Source organism: Paenibacillus sp. FSL H3-0333 (genome assembly GCF_038002805.1).
Taxonomy (GTDB): domain Bacteria; phylum Bacillota; class Bacilli; order Paenibacillales; family Paenibacillaceae; genus Paenibacillus_AQ; species Paenibacillus_AQ silagei.
Window position 1 is genome coordinate 344968 of sequence record NZ_JBBODG010000001.1, and the last position, 22764, is coordinate 367731.

The window sequence follows — 22764 nt, forward strand, 5'->3', positions numbered from 1 at the left end:
CTGCCCTCCTCTTGTACCGGGTGATCCGAACCCTTGAAGTAGACGGAAATAAACCTGTCGGATACCCCGAGCATAGCAGAAGCCGAATTAGTGCTGAAACAATCATTTGCTCATATCACCTCCGATTATGCGCTATTATGAGAAAATGATTATTTTGCAGCGAAATGATACCTGCATACAAAAAGACACCCGTCCGGGGTGCCTTGAACTGACGCTTCTTCATCAATAATGGAAAGCTCACTGAAACTTCGTATTGACGCGGATCTGGCCGCTTTTACTTTTGACCGCAGCCTTCTCCGGCTCTGGGTTCAAGCTCTGGCCGATGTCGGTAGCGTTCTTCTTGAAGGTCTCGGTCACCGTCTGAATAACTTCCCCTACATTGTGTGCCGATTCAAAGATCGGATCGATGGTCTTGATCTTCCCCTTCACATCCCGGGTGACCTGATTCGCCGTGTGAATGAGCTGAGTCGCCTCTCCCGTTAATCCATGAATCGCATTCCTCACCTCGCCCAGCGTCCTGTTAGTCTCGCCGAGTGTGGTCATTCCCTTGCGCAGCGTAAGGATGACAAATGCAACCAGACAGACAAAAGCAACCGCAGCCAAAGCAACACTAAGCTGAATTAACATATGCAACGCCTCCTGTAGTACCACTCTATGTCCAACTTACAGACATCATTCCTGCATGTTGCGGCTACAGCCCGCTTTTGCCACCTTTGAAGGATGATAATTTGTCAATTAGCTTGTCCTTATAGATTAATCCGAAGATAAAGGCCAGGACGGAGATAGCGGAGATGACGATGGTGGGTCCATAATTCTTGTGGTAGATATTAGCCCCAATGCTTACGGAGGCCAGCAGCCACGGAAATCTGGCGATGAGCAGGATCATAAAGAATCTTAGGGGCTTCATCGTCGTCAAACCCGCTGCATAGATGAACATATCCTTGGGAAGTCCGGGAATGATAAAGATAATGAACAGGAAAACCGAGAATTTGTTATTATCCATCATTCCTCTCATCCACTTGAACTTCTCCCTCTGCAGCAAGCTATCAATGAAAGACCCGCCCAGGAATCTGGTGAAGTAAAAGGCGATCATCGCCCCCAGCAGCATTCCCCCGGTCACGAAGACCGCCCCTAACGTGGTGCCATAGATGTATCCCCCGGCAATTTGAACGACCTCCCCCGGTATCGGGGCGATTACCGTCTGGAGAATCTGGAAGAGCACCAGCATAACCGGCCCTAACTTCCCCGTAGAGAGGATATAATCGCGGAAGCCGTCCAGCGACATCGTCAGGCGCAGGAGCTCCGGCAGGTATCTGATGAATACTATAATTGTCACAAGGCCCGCAGAGGCGATGAGAACCTTGCTGACCCGATTTTTTTGTAATAACCAATCCATTTACGAATCCCCCTCTTCACTGGCTTATGATAGTACCAGCTTAGGTGAATATTCTTAAGATCCGGGCATGAACTTCCTTAAGAATTCTTAAGTCGCCTGGCCGCCTGTGGTTTAAGAGCTACCTACAATCTATAATGGAAGCACAGTGAGCGCTCAGGAAGGGAGGGGGATGAATGATGAATGCTGCCAAGACCATACTTATAGCCGACGACAACCACGAGATCCGGGAGATTGTCCGGGTGCTGCTGGAGAGCGAGCACTATCATGTTATAGAGGCTGTTGACGGTGAAGACGCTGTGCTTAAAGTAGACGATACCATCGACCTGATTATCCTGGATATCATGATGCCCCGGAAGTCGGGAATTAAGGCCTGCGTGGAGATTCGTGAGCTGACCAGCGCGCCTATCTTATTTTTGACGGCTAAGACCCAGGATTCTGACAAAACCTTGGCCTTCTCGGCCGGAAGTGACGACTACCTGTCCAAGCCCTTCTCCTACACCGAACTGGTGTCGCGGGTGAAAGCCTTACTTAGGCGGTATTATGTCTACAAAGGCAAGGAGGATACCTCCGCCCCCTCAGATGTGATTACCTTCAACGGGCTAAGCATTAATCCTGCTGTCAACGAGGTAATGATGAACGGGAAGGAGCTGACCCTAACCGAAATTGAGTACAAGCTGCTGGCGCTGATGTCCATTAACCGCAATAAAATTTTCTCGGCACAGAATCTGTATGAGAGTGTGTGGGGCGAGCCTTACTTCTACAGTTGCAACAATACGGTAATGGTTCATATCCGCAACCTGCGGATGAAGCTGGAGAAGGACCCGCAGAATCCCAAGTTCATCAAAACCGTCTGGGGAAAGGGGTACCGGATTGAATAACAAGCTGCGGTGGAGCAGGCTGAAACTGAAATTAATCCTGTGCCTGATCGGTTCTTTCATAGCCTCTGCCATGCTGTTCCTGCTGCTGCAGTCCACAGGCGAAGATCTGCTGGAGCATTACCGGACCAGAAGCTCGTTCATCAACAAGCAAGAAGAGCAAGCCCTTCCGGCACTCCAGGAATATATCTCTGGGCAGCATCTTGCGCTTAAGGATGACGCAAAAATAGCTGAATGGGTCAGGAAAACCAAGTACGTAAATCTCTATCTCTATAAGGACAACCAATTTCTCTACTCTACAGACGGGTACACCATCAAGACCGAGAATACAAGGTTTCTACCGGACCCTAGCATTTTCAGCAAATCCCAATATTCTACGGTTACCTTTGCGGATACGACTGCGAAGGTCTATATGGAGTATTTTTTTGAATACAAGTACTACAACCTCATTACGATTCTGGGTGTGATTCTGTCGTTCTTATTCTTCATCGTCCTGGTCCTGTTCTTCATCAACAAGAAGACCTCTTACATTGGCGTGCTGGAGAAGGAAATTAAAATTCTGGAGGGCGGGAATCTGGATTATCCGATTACACTGAAGGGGAAGGATGAGCTATCGTCTCTGGCCCAGAGCATTAATGAGATGAGAAAATCGTTCATCGAGCGCCTGGAGAGCGAGGAGCAGGCCAGATTGGCCAACAGCGAGCTGGTCACCGCCATGTCCCACGATCTGCGGACACCGCTCACCGCATTGGTCGGCTACCTGGACATCATCGAATACAAGAAATATCAGGATCAGGAAGCGTTAGCGAAATACATTCATAACAGCAGGGAAAAAGCCTATCAGATCAAGCATCTGTCCGACAAACTATTCGAATATTTCACCGTGTACAACACAGAGGAGAATGACTTGGAGTTCGAGTCCTACGATGGGATTCAGCTCATGGATCAGTTAATCGATGAGCAGTCGATGTTGCTGGAGAATCACGGCTTCCAGGTAGCCTGGGAGCCGTCCCCTGTCCCTTTCCGCGTGGATCTTCACCTAATCTCCTTCAGGCGGGTATTTGACAACCTTTTCTCCAACATTACGAAGTATGCCGATACGTCTGCTCCCGTCACGATTGCGTATAGGATTGAAGACCGCTGGCTGTTGATAGATATCACGAATGTTATACAAACGGAGGCCCATGAGGTCCATAGCACCGGGATCGGCCTCAAGACCTGCCACAAAATCATCAGCCAGCATAAGGGCGAAATCACATTCACAAGCAATGGGGACACGTATTCCGTCCACATCCGTTTGCCGGTAAATAACACGCTCACTTCATTTAGGGAGGATCATCATGCAAAAATTCACTACCGACCGATTAATCATCAGAAACTTCCGGGAGACGGATGCACCGGGGATGCTGGAGTACTTAACGAATCCGCGGGTGAACTGCTTCCTGAGCGAACGCCTCTCCACGTTAGAAGAAGCCATCGCCACCGCAATTGAACGAAGTCAGGACGACTCCCATCTGGCCGTCACTCTGAAGGAGACCGGGGCGATTATTGGCGATTTGTTCTGCATGAAAGAGGAGCCCGATACCTATAGCGTAGGCTGGCACTTCAACCCGGCCTACGAGGGCGTCGGCTATGCCAGCGAAAGCGCCCGCGCGCTGCTGCGCTACCTTTTCCTGGAGCAGGAAGCCAGACGCATCTACGCCTACGTCGAGGACGACAACTTCAGATCGCAGAAGCTCTGCGAGAAGCTGGGCATGCGCCGGGAGGGCTGCTTCATGGAATTCATCTCCTTCACCACGAACGAAGACGGAACGCCGAAGTACGAGAATACCCAGCAGTTTGCGATTTTGAAGCGGGAGTGGTTGGGGCAGGGGAAGGTTTAATCCGTGTAGCCAATGAAGAGCCAGGGAGCAGGACATACCTTCATACCTGTTCCTTGGCATGCTCAACGCTGCTATTTTAATGAGTAATTCCTTCCCCTACCCTCAACTTCATCCTTATACCCCAACAACATACGTGCTAACGTGTTAGGATACTCCATTAGCTTACGATATTCCATTGCAGATAGATTAGGGTTCCTTAACATAACCGCCTGAAGCTTGGCTATTTCTGAAACATCATAACGAGTTTTGTGTACCATAAATTGAGATACGTAATTACCTACAGACAATTCAGACAAGTTCTCATTGCCGTTCCATGAATAGAGCTTAATCTGCTTTATAAATCGCTCGATATTATCACCTTCTGATAAAAAACGATACACTAAATCACTCTTTATCAGAGTTGTGTTTGAATCTGCCATGTAGCTTTTTTCCATCAAAAACACTACAATTCCCATGAATGTATCAATGATTTGCAGGGGAATGGACTCATGGGACTCTTCTGACTTAACCGATGAAATTTTGTACTTTTTGCTCCGATAAACTGAATGAGCGTTCATTTGTTCTTTAATTTTTGTAGGAAGTCCAAGAGCGTCGTATTCATCGTTGCGATCAATTTTTATGTTAACATCCACCTGACCCTGCAAGTGCCGCGTTACCCCGTAGAACAGCCTCTCGGGAATTTTGATATAAAAAAGGTTCCGTAGCTCCTTCATTGTCAGGTTTAGTTGTCTAGCTATACTATGCGCTTCTGTGTTGCTAACAATCAGAATATTAATATTAACATCCTGATTGATAATATAATGAAGAGCCTTAAAATATTTCTTTAAATACTGATCATGATTGTATTCCCTGAAATGGAGCTCGCTCTTAGTTCCAAGCTCATCATATATACGTTGTACCGAATGTCCTATTTCAGACATGGTCTGCTCACTACCACCATACGCACCGTAATATGAATTTGCTTTTCCCGGCTGGTCAATTTTATTTGCTTCATCGAAATAGATATTATAGATCATTGTACACATCCTAAATAACCAAAATGATAACGTATAACTTGACTTTCGCACACATACATAATATCATGAATACACAGAAATAATACGGATGGATACAGTCTTCTCCGCTTCTTTAGTGGAGCTGACTATATCCTGAAAAGACCCTTCTCCGCTTCGTTAGCAGAGTTGGGTTTTTTATTTTCCTGGACCACAAACTACAGGAGATGATGTAGCGCCATTCGCCCGGCAACCGTGGGAGGTGGCTGCCGACTATCGGGACAGCGGTCTTTTTAAATTCTCCGGTATGGGGATATGCTTTATGGACTCTAACGGATGATACAACAACATCCAGGGTCCCGAGAAACGCATAACTCCCTTGATTTTCTGGCGGTAGACGGGTGTATAACAATGAATCGGACACTTCGCACAAGCGGTTTTCTCTTCACCGAATTTGCAGCGGGAGAGTCTTTTCATGACATACTCATTTAAATTCCGGCATTCCTCACAGAGCTCCTTCTTATGATGTTTTTTCTTGCAATAGATACGGATCATTTTTGAAGCAATAACCTTTTCTTTGCGGATTATAGGGCCATCGTTCAATGGCTGTTCAGCTTCTCTGCTCATCTAAAGAGGCCTCCTTGGCTTAGTCGAACTTATTCATTTAAATCTTTGAAATGAAAATGCTCATGATGGATCACATCCATTCCAACCAGCTCTCCGCTCTTCTTATGGTAATACGGAAACATCCGGTTAATCGGCAGCCTTAGAAGCTGATAGTTCTTATCCTTAGGCAGCTTGTCTATTTCTTCGACAGCCCTGTCGTGTACTGTAAATGTTCCAATTGGATAAAAGTCAGGAAATCCGCTAGTCTGCTCAGCAACAAAAATAACCCAGATATATTCATCAGCCATTGGGACACCTTACCTCTATTGTTCCTCAGAATATTTTGTCAAAATATTAGAGATCATTTCTAATGAATGTACGCCTTTGGCAATGTCTACAACAAATTCTACTGCAAACCCCCGCTGCATTCTTAGATGGTACCCGTTCAGAATCAAAAATGATTTCGTGACCAGATAGGCTGTACGTTTATTGCCATTATGAAAGCAATGGTTTTTGACCAGCGATTCCAGCAATGCGGCTGCCTTATCAAATATAGAGGGATAAGCATCCTCGCCAAAAATACTTTGTTGCGGTCTATGTACCGCAGATTCCAGCAGGCCGTGATCCTTCACTCCTGCCTGATCTGCGTCATTCATTCTTTTCATCATGAAGTGGTGTGCGGTAATAACCTCTTCCTTGGTAAGAAAGGTATCCATATCAACGATCCCTTAGATCTTCAAGAATGCCCTGATCCTCTTCAAACACATCGAAGAACGCCTCCAGCACCTCAGGCCGGATCTGTTCATTCAACAGAGCCGCGCGGCTTTTCCTGAACACCACTTCTCCACGTTCATTTTCAATAAACTCGATTTCATCTCCCTGCGAGATATTCAATTTATCCGCCAGAGCTTTTGGCAAGCTCACGCCCAAGCTATTCCCCATTCGCCCAATCTTTCGGGAATAACGGGTCACCTTCGATTGCTCCTTCGTCACTTTGATCACACCATTCATTTTATTCTTTCCTCCTATAGTATGATCTCTCTACATTAAGTTATAACTTGTAATAGTAATAAAAGTTATAACATATGTACATTTTAGCAGAATGATATGGAAAAGAACATATTCCCAGATGGTCTTTCTGATTGCACGAGATGTAACAGCTAGTGGAATACTTTTTTCAGATAAAACATCTGCCAAAATAAAAAGACCACCCTAAGAAGGCGATCTCAATGAGTGTATGATTCTAAAGCTCCCTTAGCCCACACAGGAATCTCATCTCGGCAAAAGCTAATCTGTGAGCGTTTAATTTCCGCCACAACTTCAGGTTCACCGGTGTTATCGATTATGGTGACTTCATCAGAAATCTCCAAAGCAGGCTTAAGATTACTCAAAGATTGGCCATATCTGTAGCGGATATCTTCTTCAGCAATCCAGTGTCCTCCCTGTTCCACTCTTGAAGCTACCCGGTCAATATGCTCTGCACTTCTGGGATCTTCCGGGTTAATTCTTTTGGCAATCTGGTCAGGATCAATAATGGTTCCAACATAATCCTTCATCTGAAAACTGATTGTGCTTTTCCCGGCTCCATTAGTGCCAGCAAAAACTGTCATTACAGATTCCGTCTCAATCATGACTAACAAGCTCAGTCCGATTTCCAGCTACATCGTAAGTAATCTCAAATTTTTGCCCAGTGGCATCTTCACGTATCCTTTTACCGTCTTTTATATAATAGATGGAGGCTCCAGCCTTTTTGGCCTCTGCGACCGCATGCCGATTAGCCTTTTTTAATAACCGTTTCAATTCTTCTCTTTGGGGCAGCATCAGGACAGCACCTCGCTCGGATTTTGAATTCATTTTATAATATTATAGCACAATCCTTATGGTTAAATAATTCACTTGACTACAGATAGAATTTTACCAGACTTACTGTGCCGGAGCCTAGATTTACCCTCGCTTGAAGACCCGTAACTGCCCAGTGTAATTCCGAACTGCTTCATAAAAGCACGACTGTAGGTTTCTTGTGATTCAAAGCCATACTCCATGGCAATCTCAATGATTTGCATGGACATATGAAGAATTAGGGAGCCATTAATTTTAAATTCTGGTTTGCTTTCTATTCTCACCTTTACCATGCGATCTTTTGGAGTCTGAAAATCCAAAAAAAGACACCCCTAAAGATGTCTTCATTAGTACTGTATTGTCAGCGCCCCTCTAACCCTTACATGGTGTGGGCACGCCGGTCCGCAAGCGCCATCGCGGCGACATATCCGGAGCTCCAGGCCCATTGCAGGTTATAGCCGCCGCAATCGCCGTCCACATCCATCACCTCACCGGCCAAATAGAGCCCCGGCACCAGCTTAGATTCGAGCGTTCCTTCGACTAGCTCCGTCGTATCGATGCCACCGGCTGTGGTCTGTGCGTTCGTGAAGCTGTTGGTATCGGTGATTTTAAATTCCCAACGCTTCAATAGTTTATAGAATATTTTCTTGGTTTTCCAGGATAGATCCTGACACAGCAGATGCAGCTGTTGATCAATTCCAGCCTCCTTCAGCAGCACGGGAATCAGCTTCTTGCTGACGATGCCCACGAAGGAATCGGCAACGGTCCGGTGTCCGAAGATCCCCCAGTGGATCTCCAGAAAATCAATTAACTCTTCCTCCGTGCGCTCCGGCATCAAATCAACCGACAGGGTCACGGATTCTCCTATACCGAGATTATACGCAGCCTTTCTGCTTAACTGAAGGATGGGCGGGCCCGAGATCCCATAGTCTGTAAAAAGAATCTCCCCGGACTCCGTGCGGATAACCTCATTGTTCACGATCACATGGGCCTCTCCCTCAAATTTGATGCCCGACAGTTCCTTTAAATACGGATAATCCAGCTTCAATTGCACAATGCCTGGCACCGGGTGGATCATGGTGTGTCCCAGACGCTGGACAAGTGTATAACCGGAACCGTCTGTTCCTGTTTTGGGAGCGGTAAGGCCGCCGGTACATAGAAAAAGGTAGTCGCTGGTATACACAACCTGTTCCTCTGTCTCGGTCTGGCAGGTTATCGCGAACCGCGGATGTCCCGCCGAAGCGGTCACATCCAATACTTTATGTTTATAATATACGGGGACATTCCGGTCCTCCAGGGCCAGCTTAAACACCCCCGGCACCGAAGCCGCCTGCAGCGACATCGGATACATCCGGCCATTCTCCAAGCTCATAAAAGGAAGCCCGAGCGAGGAGAAAAATTCGATCGTCTGGCGGACACCGAATTGCCGCAGTACATGTATTGGGAATCCTGCCTGATTGCTATGATACTTCACTGATAAAGCAGCTGCTTCATCTGTACCAGTGGCGGTGGATTGGTTCGTAATGTTGCAACGCCCGTTACCTGTCGTTATTATTTTCTTCCCGAGCCGGTCATTGCTTTCAATAATGGCTGTATCAATACCTTGATCCCTCGCTGTAACTGCAGCCATTAGACCTGCAGCACCCCCACCGATAATGAACAGCTCGTGGTGCCTAGAAGTCTGATCCTTATACATGTTAATTGATGCATCCCTTTTCCTAATAAATTTATTGAATGGACTTAGCTATCGCCATGGCGGCCACATATCCGGAACTCCAGGCCCATTGCAGGTTATAGCCGCCGAAATCTCCGTCCACATCCATTACCTCGCCCGCCAGATACAGCCCGGGCACCAGCTTGGATTCCAGCGTTCCCCGGGTGAGCTCCGACGTATCAATGCCGCCGGCTGTCACCTGCGCATTCGTAAAGCCATTGGTATCCGTCACTTTAAATTCCCAACGCTTCAAGAGCCTATAAAAGTTCTCTTTAGTTTTCTGCGGCAGATTCTGGCAAAGAAGCTGTGGCTGTTGATCTAAGCCCGTCTCCTTAAGCAGGACCGTAACAAGCTTCTTGTTGAAGATACCCACGAGGGAATCCGCCACGGTCCGGTGCCCAAAGGTCTCCCAGAGCTTTTCTAAAAAATCAACTAACTCTTCCTCTGTGCGGCCCGGCGTCAGATCCACCGACAATTTCACCTGTTCTCCTCTTGCCAAATGATACGCAGCCTTCCTGCTTAGCTGGAGGATGGGCGGACCGGTAATCCCATAGTCTGTGAAGGCCATCTCACCCTGTTCACTGCCGATGACTTTACCCTTTACAATGATATGAGCTTGTCCCTGAGATTTGATACTGGACAGTGCCCTCATATTCGGATATTGCAGCTTCAATTGCACAATGGCCGGAAAAGGCTCAATCAGGGTGTGCCCCAGACGTTCGGCAAGGGTATAACCCGGAGGTTCTTTGCCTGCATTTGGACCGGTGTTGCCACCCGTAGACAGAAGCAGATAGTCGCTAGTATACACAACCTCTTCCTCTGTCTCGGTTAGGCATTTTATCGTAAAGCGAGGATGATCTGCCGAAGCAGTAACATCCACCACTTTATTCTTAAGGTATACGGGAACATTCCGATCCTCTAGCGCCAGCTGGAAAATATCAAGTACCGCCGCTGCCTGCAGCGACATCGGATACATCAAGCCCCCCTTGAGTCTTGTCAGCGGAAGCCCAAGAAAGGAGAAAAAATCAATCGTCTGGCCGACGCCATATTGCTGCACTACCGCAAGCGGAAATTCGGGTTGATTACTGTGATACTTGCGCGATAATGCGGCTGCTTCATCCGTATCTGTCACAGTGGATTCATTCGTAATGTTGCAGCGGCCATCGCCGGTCATTAAGATCTTCTTGCCAATCCGGTCGTTACTCTCCAGAATGGCAGTATCGATCCCCATATCACTCGCAGTAACAGCGGCCATTAGTCCGGCAGCACCTGCGCCGATAATAAAGAGCTTGTGGTGCATAGAAGTCTGATTCTCATACATGGTTGGTCAATGCATCCTTTATCCAATTTTCTCTAAGCACAAAAACACTTTATTAAATTATAGCATAAGTGTACTGGTTGTCATTGATCTCCTTATGATCATAGCCGTTTACATGCCCAAAAATACAAAACAGCGATTCCCTATTAACAGGAGAATCGCTGCTTTGCTGTGTTCTAACGTATAACGATGAAAGGTTGGCTATACTTACTTAGCTTCCAGCATCCGCAACAGAACCGTAACGGTCTCTGCCCGCGTTGCGGCAGCTTTCGGGAAGAAGCTGTTGTTGCCTTTGCCTTGCATCAGTCCTGACTTCTTCATCTCGGCCGCCGCTCCAACCGCCCAGGCGGGGATGTCGCGGTCATCCGTGAATCCTGCGGAGCGGGCAACAGGAGCGAGATGCAACGCTCTAGCCAGCATAACGGCCATTTCCGCTCTGGTCATAGGCGCATCCGGGCGGAAGTTGCTGTTGTTATCGCCCTGAATGATTCCCAGGGCTACTGCCTGAGCAACGGCTGTCTTGGCCCACGAACCGATTCGGTCACTGTCCTTGAAGGACAACGCTGCTTCTGTGTTCTGAAGCTTCAGCGCCTTCGCCAGCATCACCGTGAATTCGGCACGGGTCACGTTACGGTTAGGCTGGAACGAGCTGTTCGGATAACCTGTAATGATGCCTTGCTTAACAGCTTCAAGGATACTGGCTTCGGCCCAATGGCCCGCAATATCGGTGAGGGATGGACCAGCCACCGGAGGAGTAGCCGGGGTTTGCGGACTCTCGTCCGGCTTACTAGGCGTTCCAACAATAACTGGCGGGACTGGTACTGACGGAGTCACTGGCGCTTCGCCTCCTGGATCACCGCCATTTCCGCCGCTCGAACGCTCGTTTACCGAAACATTAATTCTGCCCGTAATGGACGGATACGCGCTGAGCACCGCCGTAATCGTCACTTCTCCAGGTGTGGACGGTGCTGTAAGGACCGTGCTGAACCGGCCATTGGCGTCCGTTACAGCATGAGCCGGCTCAAGGCTGCCCGAGGAAGCCGCGAGTGCAACCTCTACGCCGGAGACCGGAAGATTGTCACTACCCGAGACGATTCCTGTGATGGATACTTCATCTCCGGTCTTCACAGCAGACGGTGCTGCCTGTAGTTCAATAAGAGCAGGTACCGGTATCGCCTTACTAACCGAAACGGCAACCGTATTCGTCACGGAAGGATTGCCGGTCAGTACAGCCGTAATTGCGATATCCCCGGCTGCGGATGGTGCCGTAAACACCGTACTGAACCTTCCGTTCTCATCCGTTACGGCAAGTGCAGGCTCGAAACTACCCGAGGCTGCCATGAGACTAACCGCAGCACCGGCTAACGGAAGATCTTCACCGTCATAGACGGTTCCCGTAACGGACACTTTGCCTCCAGCGGATACGGAGGACGGTGTGGCCTGCAGTTCAATCCGGGCGGATACAGGCACAGCCTCTTCTTCAACGGATACGGTAACCGCCCCTGTCACGGATGGACTTGCCGGCAGTACGGCTGAGATGGATACCTTACCGGGAACCGATGCTGCAGTATAGATCGTACTGAACTTGCCGTACACATCTGTAGTTACTTTAGCAGGTTCAAGGCTGCCATCGGCTGCTATGAGTTCAACGTCTACACCGGACAACGGAAGATCACCGTCAGCGTAGACGGCCCCCGTAACGGATACTTTGCCTCCAGGCACCACCGAAGATGGCGCTGCCGCAAGCTCAACCCGGGCGGGGACGCGGGCTTCAGTCTCTGGTCCGAACACTTTGAATTCCCAGAGCGAGTATCCGTATTTGCTTGCTCTCTGAGTTCCGTACATCCGGACATATCTGGCATTCACTTGACCTACGGAGATCTCATCGATATCCCCGTCTCCACTGGACGTACTATATACTGTCTTCCAGTCCTCCATTGTATCGGAGACTTCAATCCGGTATTCCTTCCCATACGAGCTTTCCCAGTGCAGCATGACCTTAGCAATCGGCTGAATGGAGCCAAGATCGACATAAATCCACTGCGGATCGGCATAGTTGGACCCCCAGCGGGTCGTCAATGAGCCGTCTACCGCATTCCCCACTGATACATCGGCGGCTTTGGACGAGCTTGCAATCGCAGTCTGGCCTTCCGCAAGGTTGGGGACAACCGCTTCATACACGTTAAATTCAGCAAGCGAGTAGCCCTCTCCGGTTCCCTGCTGAACGCCCTGCATGCGGACGAATCTGGCACTGGTTTTACCGAACGAAATGTCATCGATTCCCCCATCTCCCATCGAGGTCGCATAAACGTCCTTCCAGGTGGCCGCATCATCGGATACTTGAATTTTATAGCCTTTGCCGTATGCCTGCTCCCAATGCAGTCTAACCTTATTAATCATATATTGATCCTGCAGATCAACGTAAATCCATTCATCGTCCGAAGCGTTAGAACTCCAGCTGGAGGTTCTGTAGAGATCGTTAGCATTGGAAGCAAATTGCTTGCCTACGCTGGAGGAAGCAGCCGCTCCTTTACTGTAAGCGAGATCATACCCTCTATCGTCGATAGAAGCTCCCTCGCTTAGCGTCTCACTCCGGCCGGTAAACGTATCTTTACCGAGTCTGTACGTGGTTGTAGTCTGGTCCCCGTTCCGGTTCAGCGTTACATTAACGGTAATCCCCGGCGTTTCGGGATTCGCTACCGAGATGCGGACAGGGTCCGCGGATTCATCAACGATCACCATCGACGGTTTATCTACGGTGACAGTCAGTCCTTCTCTTAGCGTCACCGTACCCGGCTGATAGAACAGCAACTCCGCAATGCCAAGCGAACGGTGCCGGACCGCTTGCACGGACGGGGTATTCGCGAGAATACTAATCGGGCTTGCTTCCGCGTAGCTGCCAACCTCTTCAGGGCTTTTACCTGGCAATACGATGTATTGATAGGAGGCATTGACCGGCTTCACGCCATGATCCAGCCACATCGAGAACACCGGCTTCGTGATCGGCTCCGTGGAGCTGCCGGTAACCACATCGGCCCATTTCCCGGTCTTTGTCTCCTTCTTGACTTGGAAATCCGTATTATCCGGGAAAACATACCCGGTCTGATCGTTATACGCCCAGCGTCCGTTCACCTGTGACGTTCCGTCTGCAACGGCTTTGCCGTCTACCAGCACATCACCGACAGCCAGACTCTGATTCAGCGTGGTATGGACTGGAGCAGCATTCGTTGAAGTGATGCCTGCGCCCAGCGCTACCATCTCATCATCGAAGAAAAAGTAGCCCTTTTTCCCGCTGGTACTCAGCTTGTTGAAATCAAACGCCGTGGCTCCGTAGCGCTCATTGGTTACGCCGCCTACAAAGGTCTTTGGGTTGTTGAAGTTATTCTCCTTCGTGAAAACGTAGGGAGCTGTTGTTCCCGGAACATGATTCCAGTCCATCAGCGGGTACACGGTTCTGTACTCATCCCCGGTTCTCTGGATAGCCGTGGCGCCTTGCGGGGTCCAGTAGAGCAGGTTGTATCCGCTTGGGTTAATGGTTCTCATTTCGCCGCCCTTGACCGTACTGGACGACATCTTGACCGTGATTCCATAATCCTTGCGCATATGAGAGGAGACCAGGGTCTGCCATTGCGTCATATTGTTCGCATCCAGTCCATTGCCCGAGACCGTGCCAATACCCCGGATGTTATTCAGGAAAACAGCGAACTCATCCGCCCGCTTCGGGTTAGCCGCCTGCATCCACTCCAGCGGATCTTCATAGAAGGTCAGCGCGGAGCTCTCATAATCCGGCCACTCCGGTCCGTTCATTCCCATGCCGAGATCGGCAACATCGCCTCTGACCAGATACCTGGTTCCATCCAGCACATAAGAGGACAACGAGTCAATCGCCGCCTGGCTGTAAGCGAAGCTTGTGCCCGAGACGACATAAGCCCAGAAGGACATATCTCTCGCGAAGCTTCTTCCGTAGCCCGTGGTATAATTCGTCTTCCCATGCATGAAAAAGGACATGTCAGACTGGATTCCCGTTAGCGTCACCGTCACTGCCGAGAGCACGTTAAACGCCTCTACAGCGCTACGGACATTCTGGGCATCCTCCAGCAATAAGCCGCGGATCATATAATTCTGGTTATACCAGGACGAGTTGGCTCCATCGATAGTGTTGGGCTCTTTGTCTAACGTATCGATAATACTCGCAGCCTGCTCCGCAGTCAGATAGCCTTCACACAGCAGCGCGATTTTGCTAAGCCGCAGTTGCTTGCCGATGCCGGTCTCCCACCAATTGGTGGAGGTCGGCTTGACCGTGAACCAGTGATCCAGCGCTTTCTGAATCCCGGCTAACATAGCTTCATTGTGATAGTAAGGCCCCTTCGGGTCTGCAAAAGCCTGAGCCATCGATTGCATCCGGTCCAGCGCAAGGTAAGGCGACCACGCACGCCCGTTGGCACTGGAAGCCGTACTGGTATAATCTACATCGCCCCAGCTTCCATTCGCCTTTTGACTAGATAAGTAGGTCCCGGCCTGTGATTTGAAGGTCCATTCGACCCGGCCGTTCGTTCCGTCATTGATGATGTCTTTGGAGATATAGAAATCCACCGCCCGCTGCTTCATCAACTTCATTTCAGCCAGCTCCTGCGACGAGCTATCCGCCGCCGATACAGGATATTGGAACCCGAGGGTCGAGATCATCAAACCAACCATAACGAGACAGATCCATCTCTTGATCCTGCTTTGCATGTTGCCAGTCATGTACACTCTCCTTTGCTTATCCAGCAGATGTTTGTTAGCGCTTTCTAAACTATATAGAATGTACTTGTAATTTTTTGCTATGGGATAGCCGTGGCTCCAGAGAATGTTTGGTCCTCCGGCCGCTGTTGTCCCCAGATTTCTTGATTTTGAACCGCTTCTAGCGGTAGAAATCCGGAGACAAAGGCGGACGCTTTCGCTCCTACAGTTCCAAAATTCCCCTCCGCCACTTTTCCCTTTCTGTATGTTTTCAAGTTCAATCTATATAGGAATTAGAGAAGGCAGCTTCGCACTGCCTTCTTCCTCTTACACAAGAGTATCTAATATATCCTGGAGCGGGATGTCCGCCACAGCCATCACTTCGTCCGCCGCGCCGTAATACATGCGGACTGTCTGGTCCAGCAGCAGTGCGCCGCAGGAGAACACGACCTTGCCGAAGAATCCGTTCACCTCATAGGGAGCTTCCGGCTCCAATACGGGGACACGCGATCTTGCAATGACCCGGGACGGGTCCTCCAGATCAAGGAGTACCGCCCCCATACAATAGCGGTGGCTGCTGTCCGCGCCATGGTACAGCGCCAGCCAGCCCTGCGGGGTACGGATCGGAACTGCCCCGCCGCCCATGCGGGCCGAGTCCCAGCCCTGTTCACCGAGTCCCATCAGGAAGCGGTGGTTCCCCCAGTGGTCGAGATCGGGCGATTCCGCGATCCACATCTCGGGCGCGCCGAAGGACTTCGGTACCGGACGATGCAGAGCGTAGTACTTGCCGCCAATTTTCTCAGGGAAAATCATAACATCCTTATTCTCGGGAGGCAGCATCATCCCGCGCCGCTTGAAGATCCGGAAGTCGCTGGTCTCCGCCAGCCCGACACCGACACCGCGCGCGGAGGCTGCGCTGTAAGTGATGTAATAGGTGTCCCCAATCTGGGTCACACGCGGGTCTTCGATCCCCCATGCTTCCAAGGGATGCTCCGGGAACAGGGCCGGCTGCGGCTCAACCTCGAAATGAACGCCATCTTGGCTTCGCGCTACCCGGAGATGGGATAACGAGGTGAGCATCACCGTCTGCCCGTCCTTGGCGACGAAGCGCGAGTCGGAGAAATCATAAGCCGGATCGTTCTTGTCGTATCGTTCTACCTGCACCTCCGTCCCTGCTTCATTCAGCCGGGGAACGAGCACCTCGTCCGCCCGGTCCGATATTGGCGCTTCGGCCACGCGCAGTAAGAGGATCGTCTCATCCTGTAGCTGCGCAACGCCTGCATTGAACGCACCCAGCACCTGGAAATCGGGACGGGAGGGGACAACATCCACGGCTTCAATCAGCGGATTATGCGCGCTGCGTGTTATTTTCATTGGAGTGACCTCTTTCTGTGTGTGAAGTACGGTTATTTCCCTGCGGTGACGGCGTCAATCTGTGCCTGAATTTCATCGATCACTTTTTGCCCGCCGAGACTGGCCATTTTATCCTCCATCGTTTTCTTTCCTTCTGCCGCAGGGATCAGGCCTTGGCTTAGCGGCAGGAAGATCGAATCGTGCAGCGGCGTGATTTTGGCATATTCTGTCTTTACCTTCTCAGCGTTGAAGTTGAAGCCTGCGATTGGACTCAGCGTGAAATTGGATGTCTTGGTCGAGAAGTCGAACCACTTCTTGTCATCTTGCATCATGGTGTCAGGTGTACGATTCAGCGTCGGCCGCCAGGTCAGCACATAACCAGGGAAGGTATAGCCGGACAGCGCCTTATAGCTTGAATCGCCGACAGGCTCCCAATCCTTCCCTTGAATGCCGTATTCCATCAGATCATGGTTCTCCTTAATCGACAGCCAGTTCACTACATCCATAGTGACATCGGAATGCTTGGAGGTCGTCGGGATACAGAGGAAGTTCCATTGCTGATAAGCCGTATAAGGCTTAGCCTGCTCCCCGTTCGGTATGAAAATCTCCAGCTTGTCGCTGCCGTCCTTCAGCATTTCCGAATATTTCAGCCCTTCGACCCCATCGGCTGCATAGTAGGTCGCCGCATATTTACCTTGCTTGAACAGCGTCTCGGCATTTTGCTCCTGGGCAATATTTTTGGAGATAATTCCATCCTTATAATATTTGGTGACACGTTCATAGGCATCCGCAATCGTCGGGCTGGCCCACTGGCCAATAACCTTCTTATCCTTGATCGAATACGAGAACATGTTGACCCCAATCTCCAGCACTTCATCCTGCGCCAGATTCGCAGAGTTGCTCAGGATGAATGGCAGCTTATCCGCCTTAATTCCATTAATGACAAAAGGCTTGATGTCTTTCTCATTTTCCTTGACTGCATACAGGAATTTCTCCAGATCATCGAGGGTCTTCAGCTCAGGAAGCCCGTATTTCTCGCGTAAATCCTTACGGATCAGTACGCCATACAGCTGGCCTTGGGTGGTGCCGAGCGGAATCCCCATAATTTTGCCGCCGAATTTGTTATACTCCCACATTTCCTCCGGAATGGACGCCTTCAGCTCAGGCCGTGCAGCCACTGCCGCATCCAGCTCCGTCAACGATTTACTCTCGATCATCTGGTTCATGGATAACCAAGGGGCATCCAGATACATATCGAACTCCTCCCCGGCAGACATCTTCACGGATACCGCATTCCCGTAATCGGTCCAAGGCATGAAGTTGATATTCAGCGCTGCTCCGATATTATCCTTTTTCAGCTTGTCGTTGACTGCCTGCAGCACAGTATCGAACCCCGCAGGTTTATCTCCCGGGAAATAAGCCTTCAGCGTAACTACTTCTTTGGCAGCAGGCGCTGCCCCCTCTGAACTGGACGGGGAATTCGCAGAATTCGCCGTATTGCCTTCATTCTTCGCATTTCCCCCGCAGCCTGCCAGCACCAGTGATGATACCAATACCGCTGTTGTTGCCGTGCCAAACCATTTTTTCAACCTCATCTCGTTACCCTCCTGTATCTATGGACAATCTGAATAGCTTACCCTTTGACAGCACCAACCGTTAGACCTTTGACAAAATATTTCTGAAGCATCGGATACAGCAGCACAATCGGGCCGATGGTCAGTACCGTCGTCGCCATCCGCACCCCGTACGTCGGTGGAGTGACCGAAATCGCAGCACCGGAAGGGATCAGATTCCTGGCCGCTTCCATATTGGAGACCATCCGGCGCAGGATTAATTGCAGCGGGAATAACTTCTCATTATCGATGAACATCAGTCCCATGAACCAGTCATTCCAGAAGCTCAGCGCATAGAAGAGGCCGACAGAAGCCAGAATTGGCTTCGAGATCGGAATCATAATCTGGAAGAACACTCTCATCTCATTCGCTCCGTCGATCCTGGCGGCTTCCTCCAGCTCCTCAGGTATGGTGCGGAAGAAGCTGACGAGCAGGAAGACGAGGAATGGCTGGCATAACATCGTCAGGATGAGCACCCAGATCGTATTCTGCAAATGCAGCCACTGGCTGACTACAATATAGAACGGAATGATCCCTCCCGAGAAGAGCATAGGCAAGTAGCAAAAAAACAGAAAGGGCGTTTGCAGAACATTCCGTTTATTCGCCAGTGAATAGCCGAGCATGGCGGAAATGCACAGGGCGCTTAAGGCCCCGACAACCGTGATGAATATGGTGACTCCATAGCCGTTAAAAAGTACATCGGATTGCAAAACCGCCTTATATGCGGCCAGCGATAATTTAGACGGAAATAAGGTATAGCCGTGTGCGATCAGCTCTTCCTCATCCGTAAACGAGCCGGCAATCATCAGCAGAAAAGGAAACAGACAAAATAGAGTGAACAGCAAAATGAACGTATGGGCGAATCCCGTAAAGGTACGGTCCGCAGCGCTTTGTTTCTGTATCATAGTACCTCTCCTAGAATAAAGCAGATTCTTTGGATACCCTGCGGGTTACCCAGTTGGCGGCAATGACGAAGATCAGACCCATAATGGACTGGAACAGGCCTACGGCCGAAGACATGCCGAAATCATGCAGCTGCCGCATCGAGCGGAAGACAAAGGTGTCAATGACGTCGGTCGTCGGATACAGCATGGAGTTGTCGCCAATGATGGCATAGATCATTGCAAAGTCCCCGTTGAAAATTTTGCCCACGGCCAGCAGCGTCATGATCATAATCGTCGGAACCAGCAGCGGCAGCGTAATGCGCGTCACAATCTGCAGTTTAGAAGCTCCGTCGATCCGGGCCGCCTCATACAGATCCTCCGATATGCCCGTAATGGCGGCCAGGAAAATAATCGAGAGATAACCGGCACCCTGCCACACGCGAATCACGGTCAGAATAGCTGGCCAAAGACTGGACTCAAACATCCAATTGACCGGCTCCATCCCGAGATTCATCAGCCAGGTATTAATCATTGGTTCTTCCCCGCCGAACAAGGACTGCACAATCATCCCGATTACAATCCAGGACATGAAGTATGGAAGGAAAATAAGCGACTGCGAGATTCGTTTGAAATACTTATTGCGGATCTCATTGAACATGAGCGCAATCAGGACGGCCGCCACTGTCGTGAACACAATAAACAGCACGTTGAGCAGCAGTGTGTTCCGCAGAATCGTCCAGAAGTCATCTGATGTAAAAAAGTAATCGAAATTTCTAAACCCTACCCAGTCACTCCCCGTGATCCCCTTGGCAAAATCATAATCTTTGAAGGCAATCATAATCCCGTATATAGGAAAATAGCTGAACACGAGAAAAAACAACAGCCCCGGTACAGCCATCACATACAGAAAAGGATTCTGCGTGATATGCCTCCATTTTGAACGTTTACCTGCATTAAGCTGGTAGTTCATTTGTACATCCCCCCTTCCTCAAGACCGGTAATCGCTTAAGGAGCGTCCCGTTATCTATGCCGTCACCTTATCAAGCCCTTGCGCCCTGAGCAATTCCGAGAAACACCAATTCTTCCCGCAAGTGCAGATTTACCGCCTTCCCAAAAACAACACTCTTCCGAAAACAAACGATTCGGCAGACGAAAATACCCGGTGTGCTATAATAAATCTACTTATAATGAGCCGGACAGTTATGATTACGGAGGTTCCAGAGCCATGAAATTCAGACAACCGTTCTTCGCCTCGCTGAAGCGGCACCCTACCTACATGAAGCTTATTTTTTATTTTGTCAGTGCGAACGTTCTGGTATTAGGGGTATCCTTCGTCCTGCTCTATGGGCAATCTTCCAAGACACTGCTGGAGGAAATCGGCGATCATTCAGAGTCCCTCCTCGTGAACGGGGCCCGGAATACATCAAGGCTGATGGAATGGGCGCTTGATTTCAGCTTCTCCTCCAGTAATGACAGCGCGCTTAAGGTGTATGCCCTTTCGGACCATTACAGCGATTTCGAGACCTATGAGGTATGGAGCCAATTGACGGACATTAAGAACGCCAACCCCTCCATTGATTCGGTCTACCTCATTAACGATTATACGAATACGGTCATTGACTCCAGACTTGGGTTAAATGATACCGCCGCTTTTTACGATCAGGATATTATTAAGCGCTTACGCGACCCGGCAACAGCGAACCACAGCGTGCTCATTCCGCGAACCTTGTCTCTCCCTCTTACCGGGAACACCCCCAAAGAAGTGATGACTATTGTCAGATTTTATGAAAAAGGCAGCTCCATCTCCGCATTCGTCATGAATGTAGATACGGATAATCTCATGACCCTGCTGCAGAATAATTCAAACTTCGCCAGCCGGTCGATCACCGTGCTGAATGACCGGGACGAGACGATTTTTAGCAGCACGCCCATGAATCCGCAGCAGATTGCCGAGCTCAGAAGCCACGGAATGAAGGGAGCCAGCGGCTGGAAGCTATTTCAGCCACAGGATCAGGGGGAGAAGCTAGTGGTCTATGCCGACTCCTCCGTTAAGGGTATCCAGGATTGGACCTTCATTGAGATGATCCCGAAGTCCGCCATTCTGAATAAAATCACGGTCCTGCGCGACACCAGTCTGATCCTGTTCCTTGTCTTGTTCGCGGCCTCCCTGGCGGTGATCATTCTAATCTCCAAACGGGTGTACTCACCCATTCAGGAGCTGATCAGCCGGGTCATGCGGCAGCATCAGGCGGAGAAGCCCGGCCTTGAGGCGAACGCCAATGAACTCGAATACTTATCGAGCGTTTTTACCTCGCAGCATAATCAGATTCACGAGCTTACCGAGCAATGGCGGCATAATAAATTTCTGGGCAGAGAGCGGTTCTTAAGGGATTTCCTCGGGGAGACGTACCATTCGGCAACGGAGATCCGCGCTCAATTCTTAGAATGGGGGATTGATCTGCCAAGCGATGAGTTGTCCGTAGCCATCTTCCGGATCGACCACTTCGCGGAATTCTCGGGAGTGTACCCGGAGAAGGACCGGCGCCTGCTCCGGTTCGCGATGTCCAATATCATTCAGGAGTCGCTGCAATCGTCCAGGCACAAGCTGCAGACGGTAGATATGGGGGACGACCACGTGGCTGTAGTCTTATCGGCTCCCTTGTCAGAGGAATTCGCGAAGGAGCTGCAAGTGGCAGGGCAGTTAATCCAGCAGTATTTGTCCGTAGGAGCTACCATTGCCTGGGGCCGGACGTTGCCTGGCTTAACCGACATGCATGAGGTGTATCTGGAGACGTATGATCTGACGCAGGAGCGGTTCCGGTTCGGACACCGGTCGCTCATTGTGAAGGAATGGCTGCCCGCTGCACCCGGGGAATTATATCATTTGCCTGTGAGTCAGGAGCGGCAGATCGCCCAGGCCATACTCAAGGGGGACGCCGCCGTCATTCTGGAGGTCTTACGCTCAGCGGTTGTGAAGCTGCGGGAACTTCCTTATTTTGAATGTAAAATGTCTCTGATTACCTTGTTCATGGACATCCGCCGGCTCATCCAGGAGCATTCCTCCCAGCCGCTGCCCAGCTCGTGGGGACTAACGTCCATCGAGAAACAGATCATTCGGCAGGAAACAATGGATAACGTCATGCCGTGGATGGAGGCCTTGATTACCCGAACACTCGAAGACATTGCGGCCGCCCGCAGCCAATCCAAGAATATCGCCCTGATCGGACAGGTGGACCAGTTCATCGAGAGTCATCTCACCGACCCGAATCTGTCTGCCACCATGCTGGCCGATCACCTGGGCTTGTCCGTCAATTATTTCCGCAGTCTGTACAAAGCAGAGACCACCCAGTCCATCACCGACAAAATATCCGAGAAGCGGCTGACGTTCATCTGCCAGGAGCTCATTGCCTCCGACTCGCCGATCGAGCCCATCGTGCAGCATTTCGGCTTCTCGTCCCTGAACACCTTCTATTCCAGCTTCAAAAAGGTGTACGGCATGACCCCGGCCCAGTACCGCAAGAAGTACCGGGCGGGGGATGGCGGGGGGAAGGTGTGAGGCAAGTGAAACC

Annotated in this window: 20 protein-coding genes and 1 pseudogene; 4 read left to right on the top strand and 17 right to left on the bottom strand. The window is 50.2% G+C overall.

Annotation, left to right across the window (positions count from 1 at the left end):
• Positions 1 to 237 precede the first annotated feature (237 nt).
• Entirely contained in the window at positions 238 to 627 is a 390-nt protein-coding gene (locus tag MHH78_RS01400; RefSeq protein WP_340995317.1) for a DUF948 domain-containing protein, read from the bottom strand.
• Between the two features lie 64 nt (positions 628 to 691).
• Positions 692 to 1396 carry a TVP38/TMEM64 family protein gene (locus MHH78_RS01405; RefSeq protein ID WP_341166416.1) on the bottom strand — a complete coding sequence of 235 codons (705 nt, stop codon included), beginning with the start codon at positions 1394 to 1396 and terminating at the stop codon, positions 692 to 694.
• A gap of 173 nt (positions 1397 to 1569) precedes the next feature.
• On the opposite strand from MHH78_RS01405, the gene MHH78_RS01410 reads away from it, so the two are divergent.
• The 3 genes and pseudogenes from MHH78_RS01410 (at position 1570) to MHH78_RS01420 (ending at position 4154) form a co-directional block, all read left to right on the top strand.
• On the top strand, positions 1570 to 2274 hold the full coding sequence (locus MHH78_RS01410) for a response regulator transcription factor (protein WP_341166417.1): 705 nt from the start codon (positions 1570 to 1572) through the stop codon (positions 2272 to 2274).
• A 409-nt stretch (positions 2275 to 2683) separates the two neighbouring features.
• A pseudogene (locus MHH78_RS01415) lies at positions 2684 to 3565 on the top strand (HAMP domain-containing sensor histidine kinase); the annotation flags it as partial.
• Between the two features lie 46 nt (positions 3566 to 3611).
• Positions 3612 to 4154, top strand: coding sequence for a GNAT family N-acetyltransferase (locus MHH78_RS01420; RefSeq protein WP_341166418.1), 543 nt, complete (start codon positions 3612 to 3614; stop codon positions 4152 to 4154).
• Between the two features lie 71 nt (positions 4155 to 4225).
• On the opposite strand, the gene MHH78_RS01425 is transcribed toward MHH78_RS01420, so the two are convergent.
• From MHH78_RS01425 to MHH78_RS01495, 15 genes are all read right to left on the bottom strand, one after another.
• A complete protein-coding gene (locus MHH78_RS01425; RefSeq protein ID WP_340995312.1) occupies positions 4226 to 5170 on the bottom strand; it encodes a DUF3800 domain-containing protein in 945 nt (314 codons plus the stop codon).
• Between the two features lie 249 nt (positions 5171 to 5419).
• The gene (locus tag MHH78_RS01430) at positions 5420 to 5773 is read right to left on the bottom strand and encodes a nitrous oxide-stimulated promoter family protein (protein ID WP_341166419.1); all 354 of its coding nucleotides are present in this window, start codon (positions 5771 to 5773) and stop codon (positions 5420 to 5422) included.
• A 29-nt stretch (positions 5774 to 5802) separates the two neighbouring features.
• Positions 5803 to 6060 carry a hypothetical protein gene (locus tag MHH78_RS01435; RefSeq protein ID WP_341166420.1) on the bottom strand — a complete coding sequence of 86 codons (258 nt, stop codon included), beginning with the start codon at positions 6058 to 6060 and terminating at the stop codon, positions 5803 to 5805.
• Between the two features lie 15 nt (positions 6061 to 6075).
• A complete protein-coding gene (locus MHH78_RS01440) occupies positions 6076 to 6468 on the bottom strand; it encodes a type II toxin-antitoxin system death-on-curing family toxin (protein WP_076077147.1) in 393 nt (130 codons plus the stop codon).
• A 1-nt stretch (position 6469) separates the two neighbouring features.
• A complete protein-coding gene (locus MHH78_RS01445) occupies positions 6470 to 6763 on the bottom strand; it encodes an AbrB/MazE/SpoVT family DNA-binding domain-containing protein (RefSeq protein ID WP_076077144.1) in 294 nt (97 codons plus the stop codon).
• Positions 6764 to 6978: 215 nt separating this feature from the next.
• Positions 6979 to 7383, bottom strand: coding sequence for a hypothetical protein (locus tag MHH78_RS01450; protein WP_341166421.1), 405 nt, complete (start codon positions 7381 to 7383; stop codon positions 6979 to 6981).
• Positions 7376 to 7573: a hypothetical protein gene (locus tag MHH78_RS01455; protein WP_076077139.1), complete on the bottom strand. Its 198-nt coding sequence runs from the start codon at positions 7571 to 7573 to the stop codon at positions 7376 to 7378. Before MHH78_RS01455 ends, MHH78_RS01450 begins: the two co-directional genes overlap by 8 nt.
• Positions 7574 to 7644: 71 nt before the next feature.
• Positions 7645 to 7911, bottom strand: coding sequence for an AraC family transcriptional regulator (locus tag MHH78_RS01460; protein ID WP_341166422.1), 267 nt, complete (start codon positions 7909 to 7911; stop codon positions 7645 to 7647).
• A 59-nt stretch (positions 7912 to 7970) separates the two neighbouring features.
• Positions 7971 to 9287, bottom strand: a complete 1317-nt coding sequence (locus tag MHH78_RS01465; RefSeq protein WP_341166423.1) for a BaiN/RdsA family NAD(P)/FAD-dependent oxidoreductase — start codon at positions 9285 to 9287, stop codon at positions 7971 to 7973.
• Positions 9288 to 9318: 31 nt separating this feature from the next.
• Positions 9319 to 10626, bottom strand: coding sequence for an aminoacetone oxidase family FAD-binding enzyme (locus MHH78_RS01470; RefSeq protein ID WP_341166424.1), 1308 nt, complete (start codon positions 10624 to 10626; stop codon positions 9319 to 9321).
• Between the two features lie 204 nt (positions 10627 to 10830).
• Positions 10831 to 15369: a polysaccharide lyase family 8 super-sandwich domain-containing protein gene (locus MHH78_RS01475; protein ID WP_341166425.1), complete on the bottom strand. Its 4539-nt coding sequence runs from the start codon at positions 15367 to 15369 to the stop codon at positions 10831 to 10833.
• Between the two features lie 303 nt (positions 15370 to 15672).
• Positions 15673 to 16719 carry a glycoside hydrolase family 130 protein gene (locus MHH78_RS01480; RefSeq protein ID WP_341166426.1) on the bottom strand — a complete coding sequence of 349 codons (1047 nt, stop codon included), beginning with the start codon at positions 16717 to 16719 and terminating at the stop codon, positions 15673 to 15675.
• A gap of 32 nt (positions 16720 to 16751) precedes the next feature.
• The gene (locus MHH78_RS01485; protein WP_341166427.1) at positions 16752 to 18293 is read right to left on the bottom strand and encodes a DUF3502 domain-containing protein; all 1542 of its coding nucleotides are present in this window, start codon (positions 18291 to 18293) and stop codon (positions 16752 to 16754) included.
• Between the two features lie 38 nt (positions 18294 to 18331).
• Positions 18332 to 19216, bottom strand: coding sequence for a carbohydrate ABC transporter permease (locus tag MHH78_RS01490; RefSeq protein ID WP_341166428.1), 885 nt, complete (start codon positions 19214 to 19216; stop codon positions 18332 to 18334).
• Positions 19217 to 19226: 10 nt separating this feature from the next.
• Positions 19227 to 20165, bottom strand: coding sequence for an ABC transporter permease (locus MHH78_RS01495; protein WP_076077121.1), 939 nt, complete (start codon positions 20163 to 20165; stop codon positions 19227 to 19229).
• 255 nt (positions 20166 to 20420) lie between these two features.
• Between MHH78_RS01495 and MHH78_RS01500 the strand changes: the two genes are divergently transcribed.
• Positions 20421 to 22751, top strand: a complete 2331-nt coding sequence (locus tag MHH78_RS01500) for a helix-turn-helix domain-containing protein (protein WP_341166429.1) — start codon at positions 20421 to 20423, stop codon at positions 22749 to 22751.
• Positions 22752 to 22764: the final 13 nt, after the last annotated feature.